This is a genomic window from Propioniciclava coleopterorum, from assembly GCF_011393335.1.
Lineage (GTDB): Bacteria > Actinomycetota > Actinomycetes > Propionibacteriales > Propionibacteriaceae > Propioniciclava > Propioniciclava coleopterorum.
The window spans coordinates 2,504,947-2,526,356 of sequence record NZ_CP049865.1 but is presented as its reverse complement, the minus strand read 5'-3'; the positions used below and the strand labels follow the sequence as shown (position 1 = coordinate 2,526,356).

Below are 21,410 nucleotides of genomic sequence, written 5' to 3'. Positions count from 1 at the left end.
ATTGGGAACGCTGAACGATTCAGGAAGTAGGGCCCCATGCCGACGCATCGACCCCGCCAACGCTGGTCCCGTCGCCGGTGGGTCACCCTCATCGGAATCGCCCTGCTCGTGGTGGCGCTCGTCGCCGGATGGTTCGCCCTCGTGAGCCCGCGCCCGCTGCCCGCGCCCGCGACGGAGACCGTCAAGGTCACGCGCACCAGCGAGACCACGAGCGTGTCGCTGTCGGGCGTGATCCGGCCCCAGCAGCAGGCGAACGTGTCCTTCGCCGTCCCCGGCACCGTCCGCGCGATCGACACCAAAGTGGGCGAGACCGTGACCGCCGGCCAGACCCTGGCCACGCTCGACGACCGGGACCTGCGCAACGCGGCGACCCTCGCCGAGGCCAACCTCAAGGCGGCCCGCGCCCAACTCCAGACCGTCCGCGACGCCTCCTCCTCCACGTCCGCGCAGGTGACGGCCGTGCAGGCCCAGGTGTCCTCGGCGCAGGCGTCGCTGGACCAGGCCCGCACCCGGCTCGGCGACGCCGTCCTCACCGCCCCGATCGCGGGCATCGTGGCGACGGTCGACGTCGAGGTCGGCGACCAGGTCGCCGGCGGCGGCGGGGGCGGCCTCGGCTCCTCGCTGGGGGGCGGCGGGATGAGCGGCGCGCCGGGCGGAAGCCTGTCCGGCATGGGCGGCGGGCTGTCGGGGCTCGGCTCCCCCGACCTGTCCTCCCTCGGCGGGGGCTCCGGCTCGTCGTCGGGCTCGGGCGCCCAGTTCGTCATCATCGTCCCCGACGCGTGGAAGCTGGAGGCCACCGTGGGCACCGCCGACGTGGCCGCGCTGAAGGCCGGCCAGCCTGCGGTGGTGACCCCCAAGGGCACCGAGACGCACGTGAGCGGCACGGTCGACAGCGTCGGCATCGTCGCGTCCGGGGCCAGCGGCCAGGCCGCCACCTTCCCCGTCACCATCCGGGTCAACGACAAGACCTCGGCCCTGTTCGCGGGGTCCAGCGCCGACGCGGTGGTCACCACCGAGACCGTCGAGGGCGTCCTAACCGTCCCCGGCAACGCGATCGAGTACGACGGCACGCAGGCGCACGTGCGGGTGCCCGACGGCGCCGAGGGCCGCCTGGTCCCCGTCACCACCGGCCGGCAGTTCGGCGACCGCGTCGAGATCGTGTCCGGGCTGCAGGTGGGCGACGAACTGCTCGCCCCCAAGGCCGTCACCGTGAGCGGGCCGCCGCCGAACCCGTTCGACCCCCGCGGCACCTCGTCCCCGAGCCCCTCGCCGAGCCGATGACCGCCCTGCTGTCGATGGCCGACGTCCGCAAGACCTACGACACCGGCGCCGTGCAGGTCGAGGCGCTGCGCGGGGTGAGCCTCGACGTCGACGGCGGCGACTTCGTCGCGATCACGGGGCCCTCGGGCTCCGGCAAGTCGACCCTGATGCACATCCTCGGCTGCCTCGACGTGCCCACCCAGGGCACCTACCTGCTGGGCGGCACCGACGTGAGCCACATGAGCGAGGCCGAACTCGCCCAGGTGCGCAACCGCCAGATCGGGTTCGTCTTCCAGCAGTTCAACCTGCTCCCCTCGATGACCGCGCTGCGCAACGTCGAACTGCCGCTGGTCTACGCCGGGGTGTCGGCGGGCGAGCGGCGCGAGCGCGCGCGAGAGGCGCTGACGCGCGTCGGGCTCGGCGATCGCACCGATCACCGCCCCGGCGAACTCTCGGGCGGACAGCAGCAGCGGGTCTCCGTGGCCCGCGCGCTGGTCACCGACCCGACGCTGATCCTCGCCGACGAGCCGACCGGCAACCTCGACTCCGTCTCCACCCGCGACGTCCTGGGCCTGTTCCACGAGCTCCACGACGCCGGCCGCACCATCGTGCTCATCACCCACGAGCCCGACGTGGCGCGCGAGGCCCGCCGCGTCCTGCGGATCACCGACGGCCTGATCTCCGAGGACGAGGTGGTGCGGGCATGAGCTGGACCGAGACCCTGCGCACCGCGCTCGAGGCGCTCAACGGCCGCCGGATGCGGTCGCTGCTCACCATGCTCGGCATCCTGATCGGCATCGCGGCGGTCATGCTGACCGTCGGGCTGGGCGAGGGCGCCCGGCTGCAGATCGGCAAGGAGATCAACAAGCTCGGCTCCAACCTGCTCATCGTCATGCCGGGAGGCAGCGGCGCGATGTCGGGCGCCGGGCTGTCCGGCGGCGGGGGCGGGGCCGGCTTCTCGCTCGCGGACGCCGCCCTGATCGCGGATCCGACGGTCGCCCCGGACGTCGCCGGCGTCGCCCCGGTGATGACGTCCGCGGTCACCGTGCAGTTCGGGACGGCCGACACGTCCACCCAGGTCAACGGCACGCTGCCGGCGTGGATGGACGTCCGCGCCCGCCACATGGGCGACGGCCGGTTCTTCACCGACGCGGAGCAGGCGTCGGCGGCGCAGGTGGCCGTGCTCGGACCCCAGACGGCGCGCGACCTGTTCGGCGGGGAGCCCCCGGTCGGGCACGAGGTCGTGCTCAACGGTCAGACGTTCGTCGTGATCGGCGTGCTGGAGTCGTCGGGGTCGGCGTCGCTGTCGAACGACGACGACGTGGTGGTCGTCCCGATGTCCACCATGGCGCAGCGGCTCTCGCCGCCGTCGATGGCCAACTCGATCAGCACCATCTACGTCGCCGCCCGCGACGACGCGTCCATCGCGGCGGCCCACCAGGAGATCACCAACGCCCTGACGGTGAACCGGCAGACCACCACCGCGGACCAGGACTTCTCGATCTTCACCTTCCAGGCGCTGTTGACCGCCGCCGGCACGATGACGTCGGTGCTGACGTCCCTGCTGGGCGGGCTCGCGGCCATCTCGCTGATCGTGGGCGGCATCGGCGTCATGAACATCATGCTGGTGTCGGTGAGCGAGCGGGTCCGCGAGATCGGCCTGCGCAAGGCGCTGGGGGCCACGCCGAAGCTGATCCGGCGCCAGTTCATGGTCGAGGCCGGGATCCTCGGGCTGCTGGGCGGCACGCTGGGCGTGCTGGTGGGCCTGCTCGGCGCCGCCATCCTGACGCCGCTGCTGAACCTCGAGGTGACCCTGTCACTGCCCGCGACGCTGCTGGCCCTGGCGGTCTCCCTGGGGATCGGCGTGATCGCGGGGGTCTACCCGGCGGCACGCGCCGCCAACCTGCCGCCCATCGACGCGTTGAGGAGTGAGTGATGCGCAGCCGTCGCGGAAAGCTGATCGCCGGGATCGGGGCCGGCCTGGCCCTCGTCCTGCTCCTGGTCGTGCTGTGGCCGCGCCCCCAGAAGACCCTCTCCTACGTCACGGCTCCGGCGTCGCACGGCGACATCAGCCAGCAGCTGACCCTCGTCGGCCCCGTCGAGCGCACCGGCGCCGCCAAGGTGGAGTTCAGCGCCACCGGGCTCGTCACGTCGGTCAACGTCCGCCTCGGGGACACGGTGACCGCCGGCCAGTCGATCGCCTCCCTCGACCCGGCGGAGCTGCGGCTGTCGCTGCTGCAGGCCCGCGCGCAGCTCACGCAGGCGCAGGCCCAGCTCGACTCCGACCTGGCCGCCCAGAAGGCCGGCTCCACCCGGACGCCCACGTCGCTGGGCGGCGGCGCGACGACCGGCGGCGCTCCCGCCGCGGGCGGTGCGCCGACCGGCGGCACCCCGGGCGGCGGAGCGACCGGAGGCGCCACGCTGCCGGGCGGCACGGGCGGCACCCCCGCCTACGTCACCGCCATGAACGGCTCGCTGGGCCGGTTGCAGCAGGTCGTCAAGCACCAGCAGCAGGTCTGCACGCCGGTGTTCGAGGCGCTGCAGCAGCTCAAGGACATCCAGCTGCCCACGGCGCTGCCGACCGCGCTGCCCTCCGGCGTCCCGACCGCGCTGCCCTCCGGCCTCCCGACCACGCTGCCGAGCCACCAGCCGCACGCGCGCTCGGCCGCGCCGACGCCGGCGGGCGCCACGGCCGGGAACGGACACCGTCCGACGCCGACGCCGTCCGACTCGGCCACGCCTTCCCCCGGCCCCTCGGACACCGCCACGCCGACTCCCACGCCGTCGGACACCGCGACCCCGACCCCCACCCCGTCGGACACCGCGACCCCGAGCCCCACCCCGACGCCGTCGGGCACCCCCGCACCCACTCCCTCCGGGACGCCCACGCCCCCCATCACGCAGGAGGACCTCGACAAACTGATCGGCATGGCCGACCAGATCACCGCCTGCTCCGAGGCGATGGGTGCCGTGGCCGCCGCCGAGGGCGAGGCGGGCGCGGCGATCACCGCCGCCGTCCAGGGCTTCGCGCAGCAGACCCAGCAGGCCACCGCCGCGCTGGCGGCCGCGCAGGCGCAGATGGAGCAGGCCGCCAAGCAGGCGTCCGAGCAGGCGATCAAGGCCGCGCAGGAGGAGATGGCCAAGCAGATGGCCGCGAACTTCGGCGGGACCGTCACCGACGCCACCATCGCGTCCGGCCGCGCACAGGTGCTGCAGGCGCAGCAGGCCGTCGACCGCGCCGAGACTGACCTCAACGACGCCACCGTCACCAGCCCGGTCTCGGGGGTCGTCGGCGCGCTCGACTTCTCGGTCGGCGAGTCCTCCTCCGGACGCTCGGCGACCGTCGTGGGCCCCGGGGCCGTGACGATCGCGGTCGACGTGCCGCTCCCGGACCGCCCGCTGGTCGGCCCCGGCGTGACCGCCCAGGTGGGGCATCTGGCGTCCCGGCCGACCCTGACGGGCAGCGTGACGGCGGTCGGCGTCCTGCCCAGCAGCGACTCCGGGACGCCCCGCTACCCGGCGCGGCTGACCACCGACGACCCCGGCCAGACGCTGCCGGAGGGCTCCTACGCCCAGGTGACCCTCGACCTGGCGCGCGCGGCCGACGTCCTGACCGTGCCCATGTCGGCGGTCACCAAGACGTCCGAGCACGCGGGCACCGTGCAGGTCGTCACCGATCCCTACGCCACGACCGCCGAGGTCGTCACCGTCGCGACCGGACGCCAGGGCGACGGCCGCATCGAGGTCACCGCCGGGCTGAAGGAGGGCCAGCTGGTCGTCCTCGCGGACCGGCGGCTGCCCGTGCCGGGCGGCTTCGAGCAGTTCGAATCGGGGGCCGCCCAGGCGCGCCAGAACGAGCAGGCCTCCTCCCCCACGCCGACGCCCACGGCCACCCGGTGAGGCGCCGGGACGCCGCGGCGCCGGCCCGGCTCGCGGCGCTGGTCGACCGCGTCCGCGCGGCGGCCGCGCAGGACACGGACGTCCCCGAGGACGTCGCCCGGCGCCTCGCCGCGGCACCGCCCACGGATCCCGACCTGGCCGCCCGCGCCGAGGAGGGCCTCGTCGCGGCGTGCCTGGCGGCCGGCCTGGACGTCGGGCGTCCGAGCCTCGCCGCCGCCGTCCGGACGAGCCTGTTCCGGCTGGAGGCCGACAACCCCGGACGCCTCGTCGAGGTCCGGGTGCCCCCGTTCGGGGCCGTGCAGATCGGCGTCGCGGGCGTGTCGTCGGCGCACACGCGCGGGACGCCGCCGAACGTGGTCGAGACGGACGCGGCCACGTGGCTGGCGCTGGTGTCGGGGCGGTTGGCCTGGGCGGACGCGCGGGCGGATCACCGCGTCCGGGCGAGCGGCGCGCACGCCGACCTCGGCGTCCTGCTCGGCGACCTCTGAGCCGGAGGGCGCGCCGGGCCGGCGCTCGCCCCGATGCTCCTGCTGGGTGGGGCTAGCGGCGGCGCGAGGCCAGGTCGATCACCGGCGCCTCGGCGCGGTCGACCAGCCGGCACAGCAGCCCGTCGTCGCGGGTGAACACGACGCCCGGCATCCGGAAGTCGTCGGTGACCTCCTCGAAGCCCAGCGACGCGTGCAGGTCGCGGGAGGCCCGGTTGGAGGCCGCCACCACGTAGTGGACCGCGTCGCCGCGCTCCAGCGCCCACGCGATCCGCTGCTGGGTGAGGCGGCGGCCGAGCCCCCGGCGCCGCAGCCCCGGAGCGATCACGACGCCGCTGAGGTACCAGCCGTCGGGCGCGTTGCGGCCACCGTGCTGCACCGGCGTCAGCCAGGCGACCCAGCCGTAGCCGACGATGCGGCCGCCGTGCTCGACCACGAACAGCACGTTGCCCTCGGCGTCGAAGCGGCGCTGGTGCTGGGCCACCCAGTCGCAGGGGGCACCCCCTCGCGCTGCGCGGCGAGCGCCGCCGTCTGGGGCAGGTCCCCGCGCTCGCCGACGCGCACGACGGCGTCCGGCAGCGGGGTGCCGTGGGCGTCGGGTTCGAAGGGGGCGAAGAGTGTGTTGTTCACGATCCATCCACCCTGACACACCCCGCCCGAGCGTCCGGACGTGTCTCAGCGCAGGGGGTGGGGAAGCGCCCGTCCGGGGACGTGACAAGGGGCGCCGCCGGCGTCCGGTTGGGGTGCGGGAACCCGCTCGACGGGCGCCCGGGGCCCCGCCCGGGGAGGGCGCCTACAGCGAGGGCAGCAGCTTGCTGAGCTCGAGCGGGGTCACCTGGCGCATGTACTCGGCGTACTCGGCCCGCTTGTTGCGCAGCACGAAGTCGAAGACGTGCTCGCCCAGGGTGTCGGCGACGAGCTGGCTGGTCTCCATCGCGCGCACGGCGGCGTCCAGGCTGTGCGGCAGCGGCTTGATGCCGAGCGCCTCGCGCTGCCGGTCCGTCAGCGACCAGACGTCGTCCTCGGCCGGATCGGGCAGCACCATCTCGTTCTCGATGCCCGACAGCCCCGCGTTCAGGATGAGCGCGTAGGCCAGGTACGGGTTGACCGAGCTGTCGAGCGAGCGGAGCTCCACGCGCGCCGAACTGGCCTTGGTCGGCTTGAACATCGGGATGCGGACCATCGCCGAGCGGTTGTTCTGCCCCCAGCAGATGTAGTTCGGGGCCTCTCCCCCGCCCGCGAGCCGCTTGTAGGAGTTCACCCACGGATTGAGCACCGCGCTGATCTCGGACGCGTGGTGCAGCAGCCCCGCCACGAACTGGCGGCCCGTCTTCGACAGGTTGTACTCGCTGGAGGCGTCGTAGAACGCGTTGGTGTCGCCCTCGAAGAGGCTGACGTGGCTGTGCATTCCGGACCCCGGCTGGTCGGCCAGCGGCTTGGGCATGAACGAGGCGTAGAGGTTCTGCATCACCGCGACCTCCTTCACCGTGACGCGGAACGTCATGATGTTGTCGGCCATGGTGAGGGCGTCGGCGTAGCGCAGGTCGATCTCCTGCTGGCCCGGCCCGCCCTCGTGGTGGCTGAACTCCACCGAGATGCCCATCTGCTCCAGCATGGTGATCGCGGTGCGGCGGAAGTCCGTGCCCGCCGTGGCCGTGGTGTGGTCGAAGTAGCCGCTGCGGTCGACCGGGACGGGCACCTCGCCCGGGATCAGGGGCTGCTTGAACAGGTAGAACTCGATCTCGGGGTGCACGTAGTAGGTGAACCCCATGTCGGCGGCCTTCTTCATGGCGCGCTTGAGGACGTGGCGCGGGTCGGCGAAGGACGGCGAGCCGTCCGGAAGGCCGATATCGCAGAACATCCGGGCCGTGCCGCCGGGGTTGCCGCGCCAGGGCAGCAGCTGGAACGTCGACGGGTCGGGGTGGGCGACCATGTCGGACTCGTAGACCCGGGCGAAGCCCTGGATGGCCGAGCCGTCGAAGCCGATGCCCTCGGCGAGGGCGCCCTCCAACTCGGCGGGCGCGATCGCCACGGACTTCAGGAAGCCCAGGACGTCGGTGAACCAGAGCCGGACGAAGCGGACGTCCCGCTCCTCGAGCGTGCGCAGGACGAAATCGGTCTGCTTGTCCATGGGGTCAGTCTGCCCGCCCGCTGTTACACGACGGTTACGGCTCGGCTCAGGGCTTCAGGGCGTCGAAGGCCGAGCCGCCCTCGTCGTCGTCCTCGTCCTCGTCGTTGAAGCGCGGGTCGTTGTCCCACTCCTCGTTGCGCTCCTGGGCGATCTGCAGCGCCTGCTCGGCCTCCTCGCGCGTCGGGTACGGCCCGAGGCGCTCGATCGCCTTGCAGCCCTCGGCGGGCTCGACGGCGTGGTGGACGAGGCAGTAGTACCACTGATCCTGCGGCATGGTCCCCTCCTGAGGGCGTCGGCCGGAACCGCACCATCGTCGGCGCGCGCCTCCATGATGCCCCACGCGCTCACCGCCCGGGGGCGACCCGGTGACAGCGCGCCACACTGAAGCTATGATCTTCAGATGAGCGAAGTGAAGCCCAGTGCTTATGTGGCGCTGCTGGGCGACCTGGTCGGGTCCCGGTCGGCCCCGGTGCGGTCCGACCTGCACCGCAGGCTCGTGGACGCCCTGGCCGCGGCCAACACGGGGCGCGGCGTCCTCGACCCGCTCCGCGTGACGGCGGGCGACGAGTTCCAGGGCGTGTTCGCCACCCTCGGCGACGCGCTGGCCGCGAGCTACGGCGTCCGGCTCGCGCTGCGCCCCGCCGACGTGCGGTTCGGGCTCGGGGTGGGCACCGTCGAGGTGATCGACCGCGACGCCAACGTCCAGGACGGCTCGGCCTGGTGGGCCGCGCGCGCCGCCATCGAGGCCGTCGAGGCCGCCGCGCGGGGCGCCCGCCGGGCCCTGCGCACCGGGATCGGCACGGCGCACGACCTGCCGCGCCCGGTCGGCCCGCTGCTGGCCGCGGTCGAACTCGTGGACGCCGGGCTGTACGGGCTCGACGACGCCGACGCGGACATCCTCGTCGGGCTGCGCGCCGGCCGCAGCCAGGCCGAGGCCGCGGCCGCGCTCGGCGTGACCCCGTCGGCGGTGAGCCAGCGCGTCGCCCGCGGCGGGCTCGCTATTCTCGCCGATGCGATGACCCGACTGGAGGAGGCCCGATGAGCTGGCTGGCCCTGCTGCTGCTCGGCGTCGGCGTGGCCGACCTGCTCGCGGCGGCGCGCCCCGGCCTGCGCTGGGTCCCCGGCCTGCTCGGCGCCGCGCTCAGCGTGACCGCCGGCCTGCTGGCCGGGTTCGTCGGCCCCGATCTGGCCGCCCTGGCCGTGATCGCCGCCACGGTCGTGGCCTGGGACGCCGTCGCCGGCACCGCCGAGAGCACCCCGGTCCGGGCGCGCCGGACGCTGGCAGTGCTGGCGCTGCCCGCCGTGGCCCTGGTCGCGCTGTCCGGCTTCGCGTCGCCCGTGGCCGGCGCGCTGGGCGCCTGGCTCACCTGGATGCAGGTGCCCGCGATCTCCGGCCGCGGCGCCGGCGGCATCCTCATGATCGCCGCGCTGGCCGTGGCCAACACCGCCACGGGGAACCGGCTCGTCCGGCTGGTGCTGGTGTCGATCCACGCCCAGCCGCCCCGGCTGGACGGCCGGGAGGGGGTCGCCCCGGCGTCCGAGCGGCTGCGCGGCGGCCGCCTGCTCGGCCCGATGGAGCGGCTGCTGATCCTGGGGTTCGGCGCCGCCGGCTACGTGGAGGCCGCGGCGGTGGTCGTCGCGGCCAAGGGCCTGCTCCGGTTCCCCGAACTGCAGGCGGCCGCCCGCTCCGAGCCCCGCGCCGTCGACGAGGTGACGGAGTACTTCCTCGTGGGCACGTTCACGAGCCTGCTGGTCGCGCTCGGCTCGGTCGTCCTGCTCGCCTGAGGCGTCCGGGGCGCGCCACTATGATCGGCGCGTGACACCCATGACGCCCTACCCGCAGTCCCCGCGCCGCCCCGTCCCCGCCTCGATCGCGCACCCGCACTACGTCGACCGACCCGCGCCGGACCGCTACACCGGCCCCGACGTGCAGACCGCCGAGACGATCGAGCTCATGCGCGAGTCGAGCCGGATCGCCTCGGACGCGATGTACGAGGCCGCGCGCGCGATCGCGCCGGGCGTCACCACCGACCGCCTGGACGCCGTGGCGCACGAGTACATGCTCGACCACGGCGCCTACCCCAGCGCGCTGGGCTACCGGCACTTCCCCAAGTCGATCTGCACCTCGGTGAACGACATCATCTGCCACGGCATCCCGGACGCGCGCCCTCTGGAGGAGGGCGACCTGGTCAAGATCGACGTCACCGCCTTCAAGAACGGCGTGCACGGCGACAACTGCGCCACCTTCGGGTCGGAGACCTCGACGAGGACTCGCGCCTGCTGATGGAGCGCACCAAGGAGGCCATGCTGCGCGGCATCCGCGCGGTGAAGCCCGGGCGCGAGACCAACGTGATCGGCCGCGTGATCGAGGCCTACGCCAGGCGCTTCGGCTACGGGGTGGTGAAGGAGTACACCGGCCACGGCGTCCACAGCTCGTTCCACTCGGGCCTGGTGATCCTGCACTACGACAACGACGTCTACCGCGACGTCATGGAGCCCGGGATGACCTTCACCATCGAGCCGATGCTCACCCTGGGCGACCCGAGCAGCCACGTCTGGGACGACGACTGGACCGTCGCCACCAACGACGGGTCGCGGTGCGCCCAGTGGGAGCACACCATCGTCGTCACCGAGACCGGCGCGGAGATCCTCACCACGCCGCCCGCCGACTTCGCCTGACCCACCCCCTCGGCGCCGCTTCCGCCGCCGAGAGGTGTTGTGGTTGCCGCAACAACTATTTACTTAGGCTAACTAACGACCTATTCTGGGGTCACATGGAACCAGAACAGGTGGACGCCCTCCGCACGGCCGTCTCGCGGCTGTCGCGCCGCCTGCGCAACGAAGGTTCCGGCACCTCGCCCCTCTCCGCGACCGGCATCGCCGTCCTCGGCCGACTGCGCCGCGAGGGTCCCATGACGCTGCAGGCGCTCGCCGCCGCGGAGCACGTCCGGCCCCCCACGATGACGCGCATCATCGACCGGCTCGCCGACCTGGGCATGGTCTCCAAGAAACCCAACCCGAACGATCGCCGATCCACGATCGTCCACCTCCACCAAGCCGGTGACGACTACGTCGCGGACACCGTCCGGCAACGCTCGGTCTGGCTCGCCAACCGCATCGCCACGCTGTCGCCCGAGGAGGAGGAAGCCCTCCTCCGCGCCATCCCGGCCCTGCAGCACCTGGGGAACCTCTGATGAAACTCCGCTCCAAGGAACCGCGCGACGACCGGCTCCCGGTCTTCGCGTCCCTGTCCGTCCACAACTACCGGCGCTACTTCTTCGGCGCGATGATCTCGAACAACGGCACCTGGATGCAGCGCATCGCCCAGGACTGGCTGGTGTTCGAGCTGACCGGCGGCTCCGGCCTCGCCGTCGGCATCACCATGGCGTTGCAGTTCGGCCCCATGCTGGTGCTGGGGCTCTACGGCGGCGTGCTGGCCGACCGCTACCCCAGCGCCGACTGTTGATGATGACGCAGACGGCCATGATGATCCTGTCGGCCGCGCTGGCCGCCATCACGTTCACCGGCATCGTCACCGTCGAGTGGGTCTACCTGATCGCCCTGCTGTTCGGCATCGTCACGACGCTGGACAACCCGTCGCGCCAGAGCTTCGTGGGGGTCATCGTGCCGCCGCGCCTGCTGTCCAACGCCGTGGCGCTGAACTCCGGGAACTTCAACCTGGCCCGGCTGACCGGGCCGGCGCTCGCCGGCCTCCTGATCGCGGCCGCGGGCGTCGCCTGGGCGTTCGTGATCAACACGCTCAGCTACCTGCCGATGATCTACGCGCTGGCCACCCTCGACTCCTCCGAGTTCGAGGAGGCCCCCGCACGGGGCGCGGCGTCGGGGCGTTCAGGGAGGGCCTGGCGTACGTGGCCGGCCACCCGCGCATCATCATCACCATCGTGCTGGTGTTCTTCATCGGCACGTTCGGGTTCAACTTCCCGATCATCCTGACCGCCTACTCCGGCAAGGTCTTCGACGGCGGGTCGGCGCTGTACGGCGTCCTCAACTCCATGATGGCGATCGGCTCGGTGTTCGGCGCCATGATGGCGGCCCGCCGCGAGACCGTGACGCCGCGGCGGCTGTCGGTCACCGCGGCCGCCTTCGGCGCCGCCCTCTTCGTGCTGAGCCTGATCGGCTGGCTGCCCCTGTTCATGGTGGGGCTGGTGCTCACCGGCCTGGCCGGCGTCTCGTTCAACGCGATGGCGAACGCGTCGGTCCAACTGGAGTCCGAGCCCACGGTGCGCGGGCGCGTGATGAGCCTCTACTTCGTCGTCATGATGGGCACCACGCCGCTGGGCTCGCTCATCACCGGCTGGGTCACCGACACCTACGGGGCGCCGACCGCGCTCGCCCTGTCGGGCGCCATCTGCGCGGCGGCCGCCGGCGGGTGCTTCCTGGCGTTCCAGCGCCTCGGCCTGCGGCCGGCCGAGGCGCTCTGAGCGCCGGCGTCAGCGCCCGAACAGCTTGGCGAGGAAGCCCTTGGGCTTCTCCGGCGCCGGGGGCGTCCCGGGCTGTTCGTCCGCGGGCGCTTCGGCGGGCCCGGCTCCTGCGGGGCCGGCGGTGCCGTGGATGCGGGCGATCCGCCCCTGATCGTCCAGGTCCACGTTCACGTCTCCGCCGGGGGTGTGCAGGACCGCCTGGGTGTCGTCGATGTCGAGGGTGACGCCCTCACGCTTGGACGCGTACCCCTCCAGCGCCATGCCGGCGTCGCTCACGTAGCCGCTCTGCAGCGCCTCGGTCAGCGCCGAGACCGTCGTGAGCACCGACGCCTCCGGCAGGCTGAACTCGGCCGGGTTGCTCAGCAGGAACCACGCGTACGAGTTGGGCCCTGAGGGCCCGCGGTACCAGACCGGCGCGGCGATCCCGGACAGCGCCTGCGCGACGTGCATGAACGTGCGCTCGATGCCGAACCCGTGGTCGGCCTCGGGCAGCCCCGCCTCGCGGCGCGCGTCCTCGGCCAGCGGCTGGGTGGCCTCGGTGAGCAGCGGCTCGGAGAAGTGCGCGCCGAAGTTGTAGACCTCCTCGGCGATCTCGACGACGCCCTCGGGGAAGTTGTTGATGTTGTTCCAGCCCCACATCCAGGTGTCGGACTGCCCCGACGTGGACCCGATGAAGTAGGGCGTGAATACGGCCTCCCGGTCGGGCCCGGTGTAGGTGAATGTCGGGATCGACAGGTCGACGGCCCACTGGCCGTAGTCGGCGTACTTGTCGATGAACGCGTTCTGCGCCTCGATGGCGAGGATGATCACGCTGTCGATGAGCTGCGGCACCTTGGGGTGGTTGCTGTCGAGCGGGATCGAGACCTCGGGGTTGCGCACGGGCTGGTCGGTCATGGTCCTCTTTCGGGGGTCGGTTTTCGGGCCGTCACCAACCTAGCCGGGCGTCGCGGCCGGGCACCACCGAGCCTTGCCAGGCGCGGATGGGTGGGACGAGTCGGCCTGTAAGCCGGATTCTGTGCCCCCGTGGGGGCGGTGATCATCCATCTGTGACCGCCGTCGCCGGCGGCCTCCGGTCCACCGGGAGAACCCGGCGATGCCGTGCGACCTACCCGGACGCCTCGCGCGAGCAGCGCTCGAACGGCGTCCGCGGGCCGTGGCCCTTCTTGGTCTTGCTCCGGGTGGGGTTTGCCGAGCCACCCCCGTCACCGGGGGTGCTGGTGGTCTCTTACACCACCGTTTCACCCTGACCCCTCCTCGCGGAGGGGCGGTCTGTTCTCTGTGGCACTTTCCCGCGGGTCACCCCGGGTGGGTGTTACCCACCACCCTGCTCTGTGGAGTCCGGACTTTCCTCGACGCTCGCGCGCCGCGATCACCCGGCCGACTCGTCCGAGGAGGGAGTCTACCCCGAGACGCGTTCGAACAGCACCGTGCCGTTCTCGACGTCCGCCTCGACCAGCCGCGCCGACGCCTCCTCGCCCAGGTCGGCCCCCTCGCCCGCCATCGGCGCGGACACCGCCGGGTCCTCGAGCTGGAGTTCGGCGCGGTGGGTCTTCTCGTTGAGGTCGACCACGGTGCCCACGAACGTGTCCCCGAGCCGGGGCTGCAACACCAGCGCCTCGACCAGCCCCAGGATGCCGCGCTCGTAGGCGTTGGCCCGTTGGGTGGCCTTGCCCATCGCGCTCGGCAGGTCGGCGAGGCCGTCGCGGGCCCACTGCGGCACTTCGGTGCCGGCCGACAGCGCGACGCACACCGCGTTGGCGTAGCGGTCCACGAGGCGGCGCAGCGGCGCGGTGCAGTGCGCGTACGGGGCGTTCATGGCGCCGTGCAGCGGCTGCTCGGGGCCTCGCCGTCGAACGCCACGTAGCCGGCGCCCCGGAACAGCGTGGTGCACGCGTTCAGCATCGCCAGGTCGCGCGGCTGCGCCGGGTCGAGCGCCCGGACGAACTCCGGGTAGGTCACCGAGCCCGGCCAGCGGATCCGCAGCGCCTTCGCGACGCGGCGCAGCCGGTCCACGTCCGCCTGCCGCGACGGCGGCAGGGTCCGCAGGACGCCGACGCCGCCGGCGAGCATCATGTCCGCGGCGGCCATACCGGTCATCAGCGAGATCTGGGCGTTCCAGCCCTCCACGGGCAGCGTGGTGCGGAACTCGAGCGTCCACTGCCCGTCGACGACCTCGACCTCCTGCTCGGGATCTGCAGGCTGACCCCGCCGCGGGCGCGCTCGAGTTCCTCGCGCTTGCGGCCGACCTCGCGCAGCAACTGCAGCGAGTCGTCGGCGGTGCCGCCGTCCAGGGCCGCCTGCACCTGCTCGTAGGTGAGTTGCGCGCGGCTGCGGACCCGGGCCGGCGCGACCGTGGAGGCGACCGTGGCGCCCGAGGCGTCCAGGGTGTGCTCCCACAGCAACGCCGGGCGCTCCTGGTCGGGCAGCAGGGACGCCGCCCCCTCGCTGAGCACCGGCGGGTGCAGCGGGGTGCGGCCGTCGGGGGCGTACAGCGTGACGCCGCGGGCGTGCGCCTCGGCGTCGATCGCGCCGCCGGGCGCGACGAAGCGTTCCAGGTCGGCGATGGCGTAGACGACGCGGTAGCCGTCCCCGGAGCGCTCGATGAACAGCGCCTGGTCCAGGTCGGTGGAGCCGGGCGGGTCGATGGTCACCAGGGGGATGTCGGTGGCGTCCCGCTCGGGCGGCCGGACGCCGTCGGCGGCGGCCTGCGCCTCGGCGAGGACGTCGGCCGGGAAGTCGACGGGCACGTCCAGCTCGCCACGCAGCCGCGCGAGCCCGGGGCGGATCGGTTCGGGAGCGTCCTTGCTCCGCAAGTAGGCGGCCATCGGGCTCACAGCCCCGAGTCCGCCGTCCGGATCAGGATGCGGCCGCACTCCTCGCACCGCAGCACCTCGTCGGGCGCCGCCGCGCGGTAGGCGTTCATGTCGGCGTTGTTGGCCTCGAGCTGGCAGCCGCCGCAGCGTCCGTGCTGCAGCTTGGCCGCGCCCACCCCGCCGGACTTGTCCGCGATCCGGGTGTAGAGGGCCAGCAGGTCGGCGGGGACGGCGGCGGCGATCACGTGCCGCTCGCGCTCGAGGACGTCCCGCTCGGCGGCGATCTCGCCCAGCCGGGTCTCCCGCACGGCCAGGACGCCGCGCAACTCGTCCTCGACGCCCTTCTTGCCCTCCTGGGCCCGGTCGGCGACGGCGCGGGCCTCGTCGAGGCGCTCCATGGCCTCGAGCTGGGAGTCCTCCAGCTCGTCGATGCGGCGCTTGAGGTGCTGGATCTCCTCCAGCAGCCCCTGCAGCGCCTTGGGGTCGCCGACGCTGCCGTCGGCGACGCGGGTCTCGTTGCGGGCCAGGCGCTCGCGCACCGGGACCAGGTCCTGCTCGGCCTTCTTCAGCTCCAGGTCGGCGTCGGAGAGCACGGTGTCGGCGGCGATGACCCGCTCGGCCGCTCGGGCGCGGTCGGCCTGCAGCGACCGCGCCGTCGCGGTCTCGGGGAGGGTGGCCCGGCGGTGGTCCAGCTGGGCCATCGCGGTGTCGGTGGCCTGAAGATCGAGCAACCTGCCCTGCGCTCCCGGGTCTGCCTTCATGGGTCTCCTCCTGCGTGCTTGGCCCGCTCGCACGATACCGCAGCGACCCGGGCGTTCCGGCCGGTCGCGGTCGCCCCCGCCCCACCGTCCTGCAAGGATGGCGCCATGACGAACCTGTATCTGGTCCGGCACGGCGAAACCGCCTGGAGCAAGTCGGGTCAGCACACTTCCTACACCGACCTCGACCTCACGCCGAACGGGGTGGAGCAGGCGCTGTCGCTGCGCGAACGCCTCGACCCGGCGGACTTCGGCCTCGTCCTCACCAGCCCCCGCGAGCGGGCCCGCCGCACGGCCGAGCTGGCCGGCTTCACCGACTACGAGGTCACCGACGATCTGGCCGAGTGGAACTACGGCGACTACGAGGGCCTCACGTCGCAGCAGATCCGCGCCGAGCACCACCCGGGCTGGCGGCTGTGGTTCAACGGCCCGGCCGGCGGCGAGTCCGCGGACGAGGTGCGCGCCCGCCTCACCCGCGTGGTGCAGCGCGTCCGGGAGTCCGGCGTCGAGAATGCGATCTGCTTCGGGCACGGCCACGCGTCGCGCGTCCTGGCGCTGTGCTGGCTCGACTTCCCCCTCATCTTCGGGCAGAGCTTCCCGCTGGCGACGGCATCGGTCTCGGTGCTGGGACGCGAGAAGGAATCCTGGGCCGTCCTGCACTGGAACTCCTAGCGAACGGCGGGTTGCGGGGGCTTCCACGCGCGTCCCACAACGGCTCTCGGCGGGCGCCCCCGGGGTAGAGTGACAGCACACCGGGCACAACGATCGAGGGGGACACATTTCCATGTCGCAGAAGGCGCCACAGCTACCCAACCGCCAGACTCCGTTCTCGGACGCGTTCGTGGCCTTCATCCCCACGAAGTGGGCCCCCTACTCCGAGGAGATGCCCGCGGCGCTGCCGGCCTCCGAGTTCGCCCCCGCCCGCCGCGACGCGGTCAGCGCCGCCTTCCCCGGGGAGCGGATCGTCGTCCCCGCCGGGAACCTGGTCGTGCGCAGCAACGACACCGACTACAACTTCCGCCCGCACTCCGCCTTCGCCCACCTGACGGGGCTGGGCGCCGACCGCGAGCCGGACGCCGTGCTCGTCCTGGAGCCCACCTTCGTCGAGAACGAGGACGGGAAGCCGGAGTGCTCCAGCCACGAGGCGACCCTGTACTTCAAGCCCCGCGCCCCGCGTACCGACGCGGAGTTCTACGCCGACGCCCGCTACGGCGAGATGTGGGTCGGGCAGCGCGAGTCGCTGGAGGAGATGGCGGCCATGACCGGCCTGCAGACCCGGTCGCTGCACGAGCTCCCGAACGCGCTGTCGCAGAAGTTCGGGAGGATCCCGACCCGGATGGTCCGCGACGTGGACGCGTCCCTGACCACGCTGGTCGACGACCTGCGCCGCCGCAACGGGGGCGCCGACCCCTCCTCGGACGACGAACTCGCCGTCATGCTGTCCGAGCTGCGCCTCATCAAGGACGACTTCGAGCTCGAGCAGTTGCAGGCGGCCTGCGACGCCACCACCGTCGGCTTCGAGGCCGTCGCCGCCGACCTGCCCACCGCGGTGCGCAACGGACGCGGCGAGCGCTGGTGCGAGGGCGTCTTCGAGCTGCACGCCCGCCACCTGGGCAACGGGGTGGGCTACGGCAGCATCTGCGCGTCCGGCGACCACGCCAACACGCTGCACTGGATCCGCAACGACGGCGACCTGCACGAGGGTGACCTCATCCTGTGCGACATGGGCGTCGAGGTCGACACCCTCTACACCGCCGACGTCACCCGGACGCTGCCGATCAGCGGCACCTTCACCCCCGCGCAGCGCAAGGTCTACGACGCCGTGCTCGCCGCCCAGAACGCCGGGATCGCCGCCGCGCGGGCGGGGGCGTCCTTCTCCGACGTCCACGACGCCGCGATCCGCGTGGTCGCCGAGCACCTGCACGCGTGGGGCATCCTGCCCGTCCCGGTCGAGGAGTCCCTCGACCCGGTCAACGGCGGACAGCACCGGCGCTGGATGGTGCACGGAACCTCGCACCACCTGGGGCTCGACGTCCACGACTGCGCCCAGGCCCGGCGCGAGTTCTACCGCGACGGCAAGCTGCGCGAGGGCATGGTGATCACGGTCGAGCCGGGCATCTACTTCAAGTCGACCGACCTGCTCGTGCCCGAGGAACTGCGCGGCATCGGCGTCCGCATCGAGGACGACATCGTCATCACCGACGGCGAGGCCCGCCTCCTGTCCGACGCGCTGCCGCGCGAGGCCGACGACGTCGAGGCCTGGCTGGCCCGCCAGCAGGCCTGAGCCGCGCCGCCGTCCGGACGCGTCCGGGCGGCGGTTATGGGCGTCGCGCGCGCGGTGCGCCCGACGCCCTACAGTTCAGCCATGGCCGAACTGACGAAGGTCTTCCTCGACGAGGACGAGATCCCCACGCACTGGTACAACATCACGGCTGACCTCCCCACGCCGCCGCCGCCGCACCTGCATCCGGGCACGCAGCAGCCGCTGCAGGCCGAGGATCTGGCCGCGCTGTTCCCCGCCGGGCTGATCGAGCAGGAGCTCTCCACCGAGCGGTGGATCGAGATCCCCGAGAAGGTCCGCGAGATCTACCGCCTGTGGCGTCCCTCGCCGCTGCATCGCGCGCGCCGGCTGGAGCAGGCGCTGGGCACGACGGCCCGCATCTACTACAAGTACGAGGGCGAGTCCCCGGTCGGGTCGCACAAGACCAACTCCGCCGTGCCGCAGGCCTTCTACAACCGCGAGGCCGGGCGCATGCGCCTCACCACCGAGACCGGCGCCGGACAGTGGGGCTCGGCGCTCGCGTTCGCCACGCAGATCTTCGGCCAGTCGTGCGAGGTGTGGCAGGTCCGCAGCACCTTCGACTCCAAGCCGTACCGCCGCATCCTGATGGAGACCTACGGCGCCTCCGTCACGGCGTCCCCGTCCGACGCCACCCAGGCCGGCCGCGCGCTCCGCGAGCGGTTCCCCGACACCCCGGGCAGCCTCGGCATGGCGATCTCGGAGGCGATCGAGGTCGCGGCGTCCGACCCCGGCGCCTCCTACGCGCTCGGCTCGGTGCTCAACCACGTGACGCTGCACCAGAGCGTCATCGGGCAGGAGGCGATCAAGCAGCTCGCGAAGTTCGGCGAGGAGGCGCCCGACTTCCTGTTCGCGTGCGCGGGCGGCGGCTCGAACCTGGCCGGCATCAGCTTCCCGTTCCTGCGGGAGAACATCGAGGGCCGGATGAACGTGGACGTGGTGGCGTGCGAGCCCGCGGCCGCCCCCTCGCTGACCGAGGGCGAGTACCGCTACGACTTCGGCGACAGCTCGCAGATGACGCCGCTGCTGAAGATGTACACCCTCGGCGCCGACTTCGTGCCGGACCCGGTGCACGCGGGCGGCCTGCGCTACCACGGCATGGCGCCGCTGGTGTCGCACGCCTACCACGAGGGCCTGCTGCGGGCGATCGCCGTCAAGCAGCGCGAGGCGTTCGCCGCGGGCGTGGAGTTCGCCCGCGCCGAGGGCATCGTGCCCGCCTCGGAGTCCAACCACGCGATCGCCGGCGCGCTGCGCCAGGCGCGGCAGGCGGCCGAGGACGGCACCTCTCCGGTGATCCTCATCGGGGTGTCGGGCTCGGGTCAGCTCGACCTGCCCGCCTACGCGGAGTACCTCAGCGGCAACATGCTGGACGCCTGAGCCCGAAGACAACCGTGCCGCCCCTCCCGTCGGGAGGGGCGGCACGGCCGCGTTCGGAGAGGGATCAGCCCCGGTCGTCGCCCTCGGGGCGGCGGAAGCCCCGATCCGGGTCCTCGGACTCGTCCTGGTCTCGGCGCGGGGCGTCGGGATCGACCGGGCTCTGGGGGCCGGGACGCCACTCCTGGCCGCCGGTGGCGCCGTAGGGCACCTGTTCGCCGTAGCCGGGGCGGGCGCCTGTTCCCCGTAGCCCGGGGTCTGGCCGTAGCCGCCCGGAGGCTGCTGCCCGTAGGCGTCCGGGGCGGGCTGGCCGTACGGGGCGGGGGCCTGCTGCCCGTAGCCCTGATCGTAGGGCTGCTGCGGGTAGCCGCCCTGGGTCCAGCCTTGCTGGCCGTAGCCGGCCGGCGGCGGATAGCCCTGCCCGTAGCCGGGCTGCTGCTGGTCGGCGCCGGGGTAGGCCGGGTAGGCGGCCGGCGCCGGCTGGTTGAACTGGTTGCCGCGCGTGGCGGCGCCCTTGGCGAGCAGCTCGCGGGCCTGCCCGGCGACCTTGTGCTCGCACAACAGCTCGTACTTGGTGGCGATGGTCTGCGACACCGACGTGAAGTCGCGGCGTCCGCGGGCGAGCACGTAGCCCAGCACCGAGAACAGCAGGCCGATCACGACGCCGATCAGCAGCGCCGTCAACAGCTGCGCGAAGAACGAATCGGGCTGCGGCTGCAGGATCATCATCACGATCGCGACGATGAAGCCCGTCGACAGGCCGCTCGTCACGCCCTGGCCCAGCACCGTGCCCCAGGTGCGGCGTCCGGTGACCCGCTCGACCAGGCGCAGGTCGGTGCCGACGATCGCCAGGTTGGTGACCGGGAAGTTCGAGTCGGCGAGCTGGTCGACGGCCTTCTGCGCGTCGGAGTAGCTGTCGTAGACCCCCAGTGACTGGGGGTACTCCAGCTTGAACAGCGAGGAACTCGCGCTCAAGGCGTTGGGCTGCGTCATGCTGATTCCCTCCCGATCGTGGATCCGGCCGCCCGGCCGCGGGCCACGATCGCCGCGGCGAGTTTCACCCCGGCCTCATCGACCATCTCGTCGTCCACCACGATAGCGCCGCGCGCTCCCCCGGCCGCCGTTCCCGCTTCGGCGTACGCCGTCATGATCCGCTCGGCGCGCGCCAGGTCGGCCGGGTCGGGCGAGAACGCCACGTTGCCGGCCTCGACCTGCCCCGGGTGCAGCACCCACTTGCCGTCGTACCCGAGCGCGGCCGCGCGGCGCGCGGACGCGGTGAACCCGTCGACGTCCCGGATCGCGACGAAGGGCCCGTCGACGGCCTGCAGGCCGTGCGCGCGGGCGGCGACCAGGATCGTCATCATGACGTGGTGGAACGCGTCGGCCGGGTAGCCGGCGGGCTGGGCTCCGACGTTCAGCCCGGCCATCCCCATGGACGCCATGAAGTCGCCCGGCCCGTACACCAGGGTCTCCAGCCGCGGCGAGGACGCGGCGATCTCGTTCACGTGCGTCAGCCCGCGGGCCTCCTCGATCTGCGCCTCGATGCCGATCCCGCCGACGGGCAGTCCCGCCTCGTGCTCGAGTTGGGTCAGCAGCAGGTCGAGGGCCACCACCTGGTCGGCGCGGGTCACCTTGGGCAGCACGAGGCAGTCGATCCGGGAGCCCGCGCCCAGCACGACGGTCTCGGTGTCGCGGAACGTCCACGGCGTCGACCAGTCGTTGACCCGGACGGTGACGGTCGGCGCCGCGAAGCCGGCCGGGTCGCGCAGCGCCGCGACGATGCGGTGCCGGGACTCCTCCTTCACGGCCGGGGCGACGGCGTCCTCCAGGTCGAGGAACAGCGCGTCCACGCCCAGCCCGCGCGCCTTCTCGATGAAGCGGTCGGAGGACCCGGGGACGGCGAGCACCGTGCGGCGGACACGGTCGGGACGAGGCGTGGTCGGCATGG

24 protein-coding genes, 1 other RNA gene and 2 pseudogenes are annotated in these 21,410 nt (G+C 72.9%); 15 read left to right on the top strand and 12 right to left on the bottom strand.

Translation table 11 applies throughout. The features are described 5' to 3' along the window. Positions 1-36 precede the first annotated feature (36 nt). Genes G7070_RS12025 through G7070_RS12005 form a run of 5 tightly spaced genes read left to right on the top strand, consistent with a single transcriptional unit; the run spans position 37 to position 5,648 of the window. Positions 37-1,281, top strand: a complete 1,245-nt coding sequence (locus G7070_RS12025; protein WP_166233942.1) for an efflux RND transporter periplasmic adaptor subunit — start codon at positions 37-39, stop codon at positions 1,279-1,281. After that, positions 1,278-1,967, top strand: a complete 690-nt coding sequence (locus G7070_RS12020; RefSeq protein ID WP_284690936.1) for an ABC transporter ATP-binding protein — start codon at positions 1,278-1,280, stop codon at positions 1,965-1,967. The genes G7070_RS12025 and G7070_RS12020 overlap by 4 nt, the downstream gene beginning before the upstream one ends. Further along, on the top strand, positions 1,964-3,196 hold the full coding sequence (locus tag G7070_RS12015; protein ID WP_166233941.1) for an ABC transporter permease: 1,233 nt from the start codon (positions 1,964-1,966) through the stop codon (positions 3,194-3,196). Before G7070_RS12020 ends, G7070_RS12015 begins: the two co-directional genes overlap by 4 nt. Further along, positions 3,196-5,160 carry an efflux RND transporter periplasmic adaptor subunit gene (locus tag G7070_RS12010; protein WP_166233940.1) on the top strand — a complete coding sequence of 655 codons (1,965 nt, stop codon included), beginning with the start codon at positions 3,196-3,198 and terminating at the stop codon, positions 5,158-5,160. The genes G7070_RS12015 and G7070_RS12010 overlap by 1 nt, the downstream gene beginning before the upstream one ends. Then, positions 5,157-5,648 carry a sterol carrier family protein gene (locus G7070_RS12005; RefSeq protein ID WP_246227058.1) on the top strand — a complete coding sequence of 164 codons (492 nt, stop codon included), beginning with the start codon at positions 5,157-5,159 and terminating at the stop codon, positions 5,646-5,648. Before G7070_RS12010 ends, G7070_RS12005 begins: the two co-directional genes overlap by 4 nt. Positions 5,649-5,700: 52 nt before the next feature. Here the strand turns inward: G7070_RS12005 and G7070_RS12000 are convergent, their stop codons facing one another. The 3 genes from G7070_RS12000 to G7070_RS11990 all read right to left on the bottom strand — a co-directional run bounded on the left by G7070_RS12000 (position 5,701) and on the right by G7070_RS11990 (position 8,050). Beyond that, positions 5,701-6,129: a GNAT family N-acetyltransferase gene (locus tag G7070_RS12000; RefSeq protein WP_166233939.1), complete on the bottom strand. Its 429-nt coding sequence runs from the start codon at positions 6,127-6,129 to the stop codon at positions 5,701-5,703. A gap of 309 nt (positions 6,130-6,438) precedes the next feature. Next, on the bottom strand, positions 6,439-7,776 hold the full coding sequence (locus G7070_RS11995; RefSeq protein WP_166233938.1) for a glutamine synthetase family protein: 1,338 nt from the start codon (positions 7,774-7,776) through the stop codon (positions 6,439-6,441). Positions 7,777-7,822: 46 nt separating this feature from the next. Beyond that, entirely contained in the window at positions 7,823-8,050 is a 228-nt protein-coding gene (locus tag G7070_RS11990) for a hypothetical protein (RefSeq protein WP_166233937.1), read from the bottom strand. A 126-nt stretch (positions 8,051-8,176) separates the two neighbouring features. Between G7070_RS11990 and G7070_RS11985 the strand changes: the two genes are divergently transcribed. From G7070_RS11985 to G7070_RS19295, 7 genes and pseudogenes are all read left to right on the top strand, one after another. Next, positions 8,177-8,818 carry a SatD family protein gene (locus G7070_RS11985; RefSeq protein WP_166233936.1) on the top strand — a complete coding sequence of 214 codons (642 nt, stop codon included), beginning with the start codon at positions 8,177-8,179 and terminating at the stop codon, positions 8,816-8,818. After that, positions 8,815-9,561, top strand: a complete 747-nt coding sequence (locus G7070_RS11980; RefSeq protein ID WP_166233935.1) for a hypothetical protein — start codon at positions 8,815-8,817, stop codon at positions 9,559-9,561. Before G7070_RS11985 ends, G7070_RS11980 begins: the two co-directional genes overlap by 4 nt. A gap of 31 nt (positions 9,562-9,592) precedes the next feature. Further along, positions 9,593-10,455 (top strand): annotated as a pseudogene (gene map, locus G7070_RS11975) (type I methionyl aminopeptidase). A 95-nt stretch (positions 10,456-10,550) separates the two neighbouring features. Further along, a complete protein-coding gene (locus tag G7070_RS11970) occupies positions 10,551-10,970 on the top strand; it encodes a MarR family winged helix-turn-helix transcriptional regulator (protein WP_166233934.1) in 420 nt (139 codons plus the stop codon). Next, entirely contained in the window at positions 10,970-11,242 is a 273-nt protein-coding gene (locus tag G7070_RS19305; protein WP_166233933.1) for an MFS transporter, read from the top strand. The genes G7070_RS11970 and G7070_RS19305 overlap by 1 nt, the downstream gene beginning before the upstream one ends. 2 nt (positions 11,243-11,244) lie before the next feature. After that, the gene (locus tag G7070_RS19300) at positions 11,245-11,730 is read left to right on the top strand and encodes an MFS transporter (RefSeq protein WP_166233932.1); all 486 of its coding nucleotides are present in this window, start codon (positions 11,245-11,247) and stop codon (positions 11,728-11,730) included. Further along, positions 11,646-12,218, top strand: a complete 573-nt coding sequence (locus tag G7070_RS19295) for an MFS transporter (RefSeq protein ID WP_166233931.1) — start codon at positions 11,646-11,648, stop codon at positions 12,216-12,218. Before G7070_RS19300 ends, G7070_RS19295 begins: the two co-directional genes overlap by 85 nt. Positions 12,219-12,227: 9 nt before the next feature. Here G7070_RS19295 and G7070_RS11950 read toward each other — a convergent pair whose 3' ends face one another. The 6 genes from G7070_RS11950 to G7070_RS11935 form a co-directional block, all read right to left on the bottom strand. Further along, positions 12,228-13,112, bottom strand: coding sequence for a DUF6882 domain-containing protein (locus tag G7070_RS11950; protein WP_166233930.1), 885 nt, complete (start codon positions 13,110-13,112; stop codon positions 12,228-12,230). Positions 13,113-13,204: 92 nt separating this feature from the next. Further along, positions 13,205-13,603: RNase P RNA component class A (gene rnpB / locus G7070_RS11945), an RNA gene on the bottom strand. A 14-nt stretch (positions 13,604-13,617) separates the two neighbouring features. Beyond that, a complete protein-coding gene (locus G7070_RS18810; protein ID WP_246227056.1) occupies positions 13,618-14,034 on the bottom strand; it encodes a hypothetical protein in 417 nt (138 codons plus the stop codon). Beyond that, on the bottom strand, positions 14,031-14,315 hold the full coding sequence (locus G7070_RS18805; protein WP_246227054.1) for a hypothetical protein: 285 nt from the start codon (positions 14,313-14,315) through the stop codon (positions 14,031-14,033). Before G7070_RS18805 ends, G7070_RS18810 begins: the two co-directional genes overlap by 4 nt. Further along, on the bottom strand, positions 14,315-15,043 hold the full coding sequence (locus tag G7070_RS18800) for an RNB domain-containing ribonuclease (RefSeq protein ID WP_246227052.1): 729 nt from the start codon (positions 15,041-15,043) through the stop codon (positions 14,315-14,317). The genes G7070_RS18805 and G7070_RS18800 overlap by 1 nt, the downstream gene beginning before the upstream one ends. A gap of 5 nt (positions 15,044-15,048) precedes the next feature. Next, positions 15,049-15,792 (bottom strand): zinc ribbon domain-containing protein, encoded by a 744-nt coding sequence (locus G7070_RS11935; RefSeq protein ID WP_166233929.1) that lies wholly within the window; start codon positions 15,790-15,792, stop codon positions 15,049-15,051. 105 nt (positions 15,793-15,897) lie between these two features. Between G7070_RS11935 and G7070_RS11930 the strand changes: the two genes are divergently transcribed. The 3 genes from G7070_RS11930 (at position 15,898) to G7070_RS11920 (ending at position 19,465) form a co-directional block, all read left to right on the top strand. Beyond that, positions 15,898-16,461 carry a histidine phosphatase family protein gene (locus G7070_RS11930; RefSeq protein ID WP_166233928.1) on the top strand — a complete coding sequence of 188 codons (564 nt, stop codon included), beginning with the start codon at positions 15,898-15,900 and terminating at the stop codon, positions 16,459-16,461. A gap of 112 nt (positions 16,462-16,573) precedes the next feature. Beyond that, complete coding sequence (locus tag G7070_RS11925; protein ID WP_166233927.1) at positions 16,574-18,073, top strand: aminopeptidase P family protein; 1,500 nt, start codon at positions 16,574-16,576, stop codon at positions 18,071-18,073. A gap of 81 nt (positions 18,074-18,154) precedes the next feature. After that, positions 18,155-19,465: a TrpB-like pyridoxal phosphate-dependent enzyme gene (locus G7070_RS11920; RefSeq protein ID WP_166233926.1), complete on the top strand. Its 1,311-nt coding sequence runs from the start codon at positions 18,155-18,157 to the stop codon at positions 19,463-19,465. 64 nt (positions 19,466-19,529) lie between these two features. Here G7070_RS11920 and G7070_RS11915 read toward each other — a convergent pair whose 3' ends face one another. The 3 genes and pseudogenes from G7070_RS11915 to G7070_RS11905 all read right to left on the bottom strand — a co-directional run bounded on the left by G7070_RS11915 (position 19,530) and on the right by G7070_RS11905 (position 21,408). Further along, entirely contained in the window at positions 19,530-19,673 is a 144-nt protein-coding gene (locus tag G7070_RS11915; RefSeq protein ID WP_166233925.1) for a hypothetical protein, read from the bottom strand. 275 nt (positions 19,674-19,948) lie between these two features. After that, positions 19,949-20,455: pseudogene (locus G7070_RS18795) on the bottom strand (general stress protein); the annotation flags it as partial. After that, entirely contained in the window at positions 20,452-21,408 is a 957-nt protein-coding gene (locus tag G7070_RS11905; RefSeq protein ID WP_166233924.1) for an HpcH/HpaI aldolase/citrate lyase family protein, read from the bottom strand. The gene G7070_RS11905 and the pseudogene G7070_RS18795, both read right to left, overlap by 4 nt. Positions 21,409-21,410 lie beyond the last annotated feature (2 nt).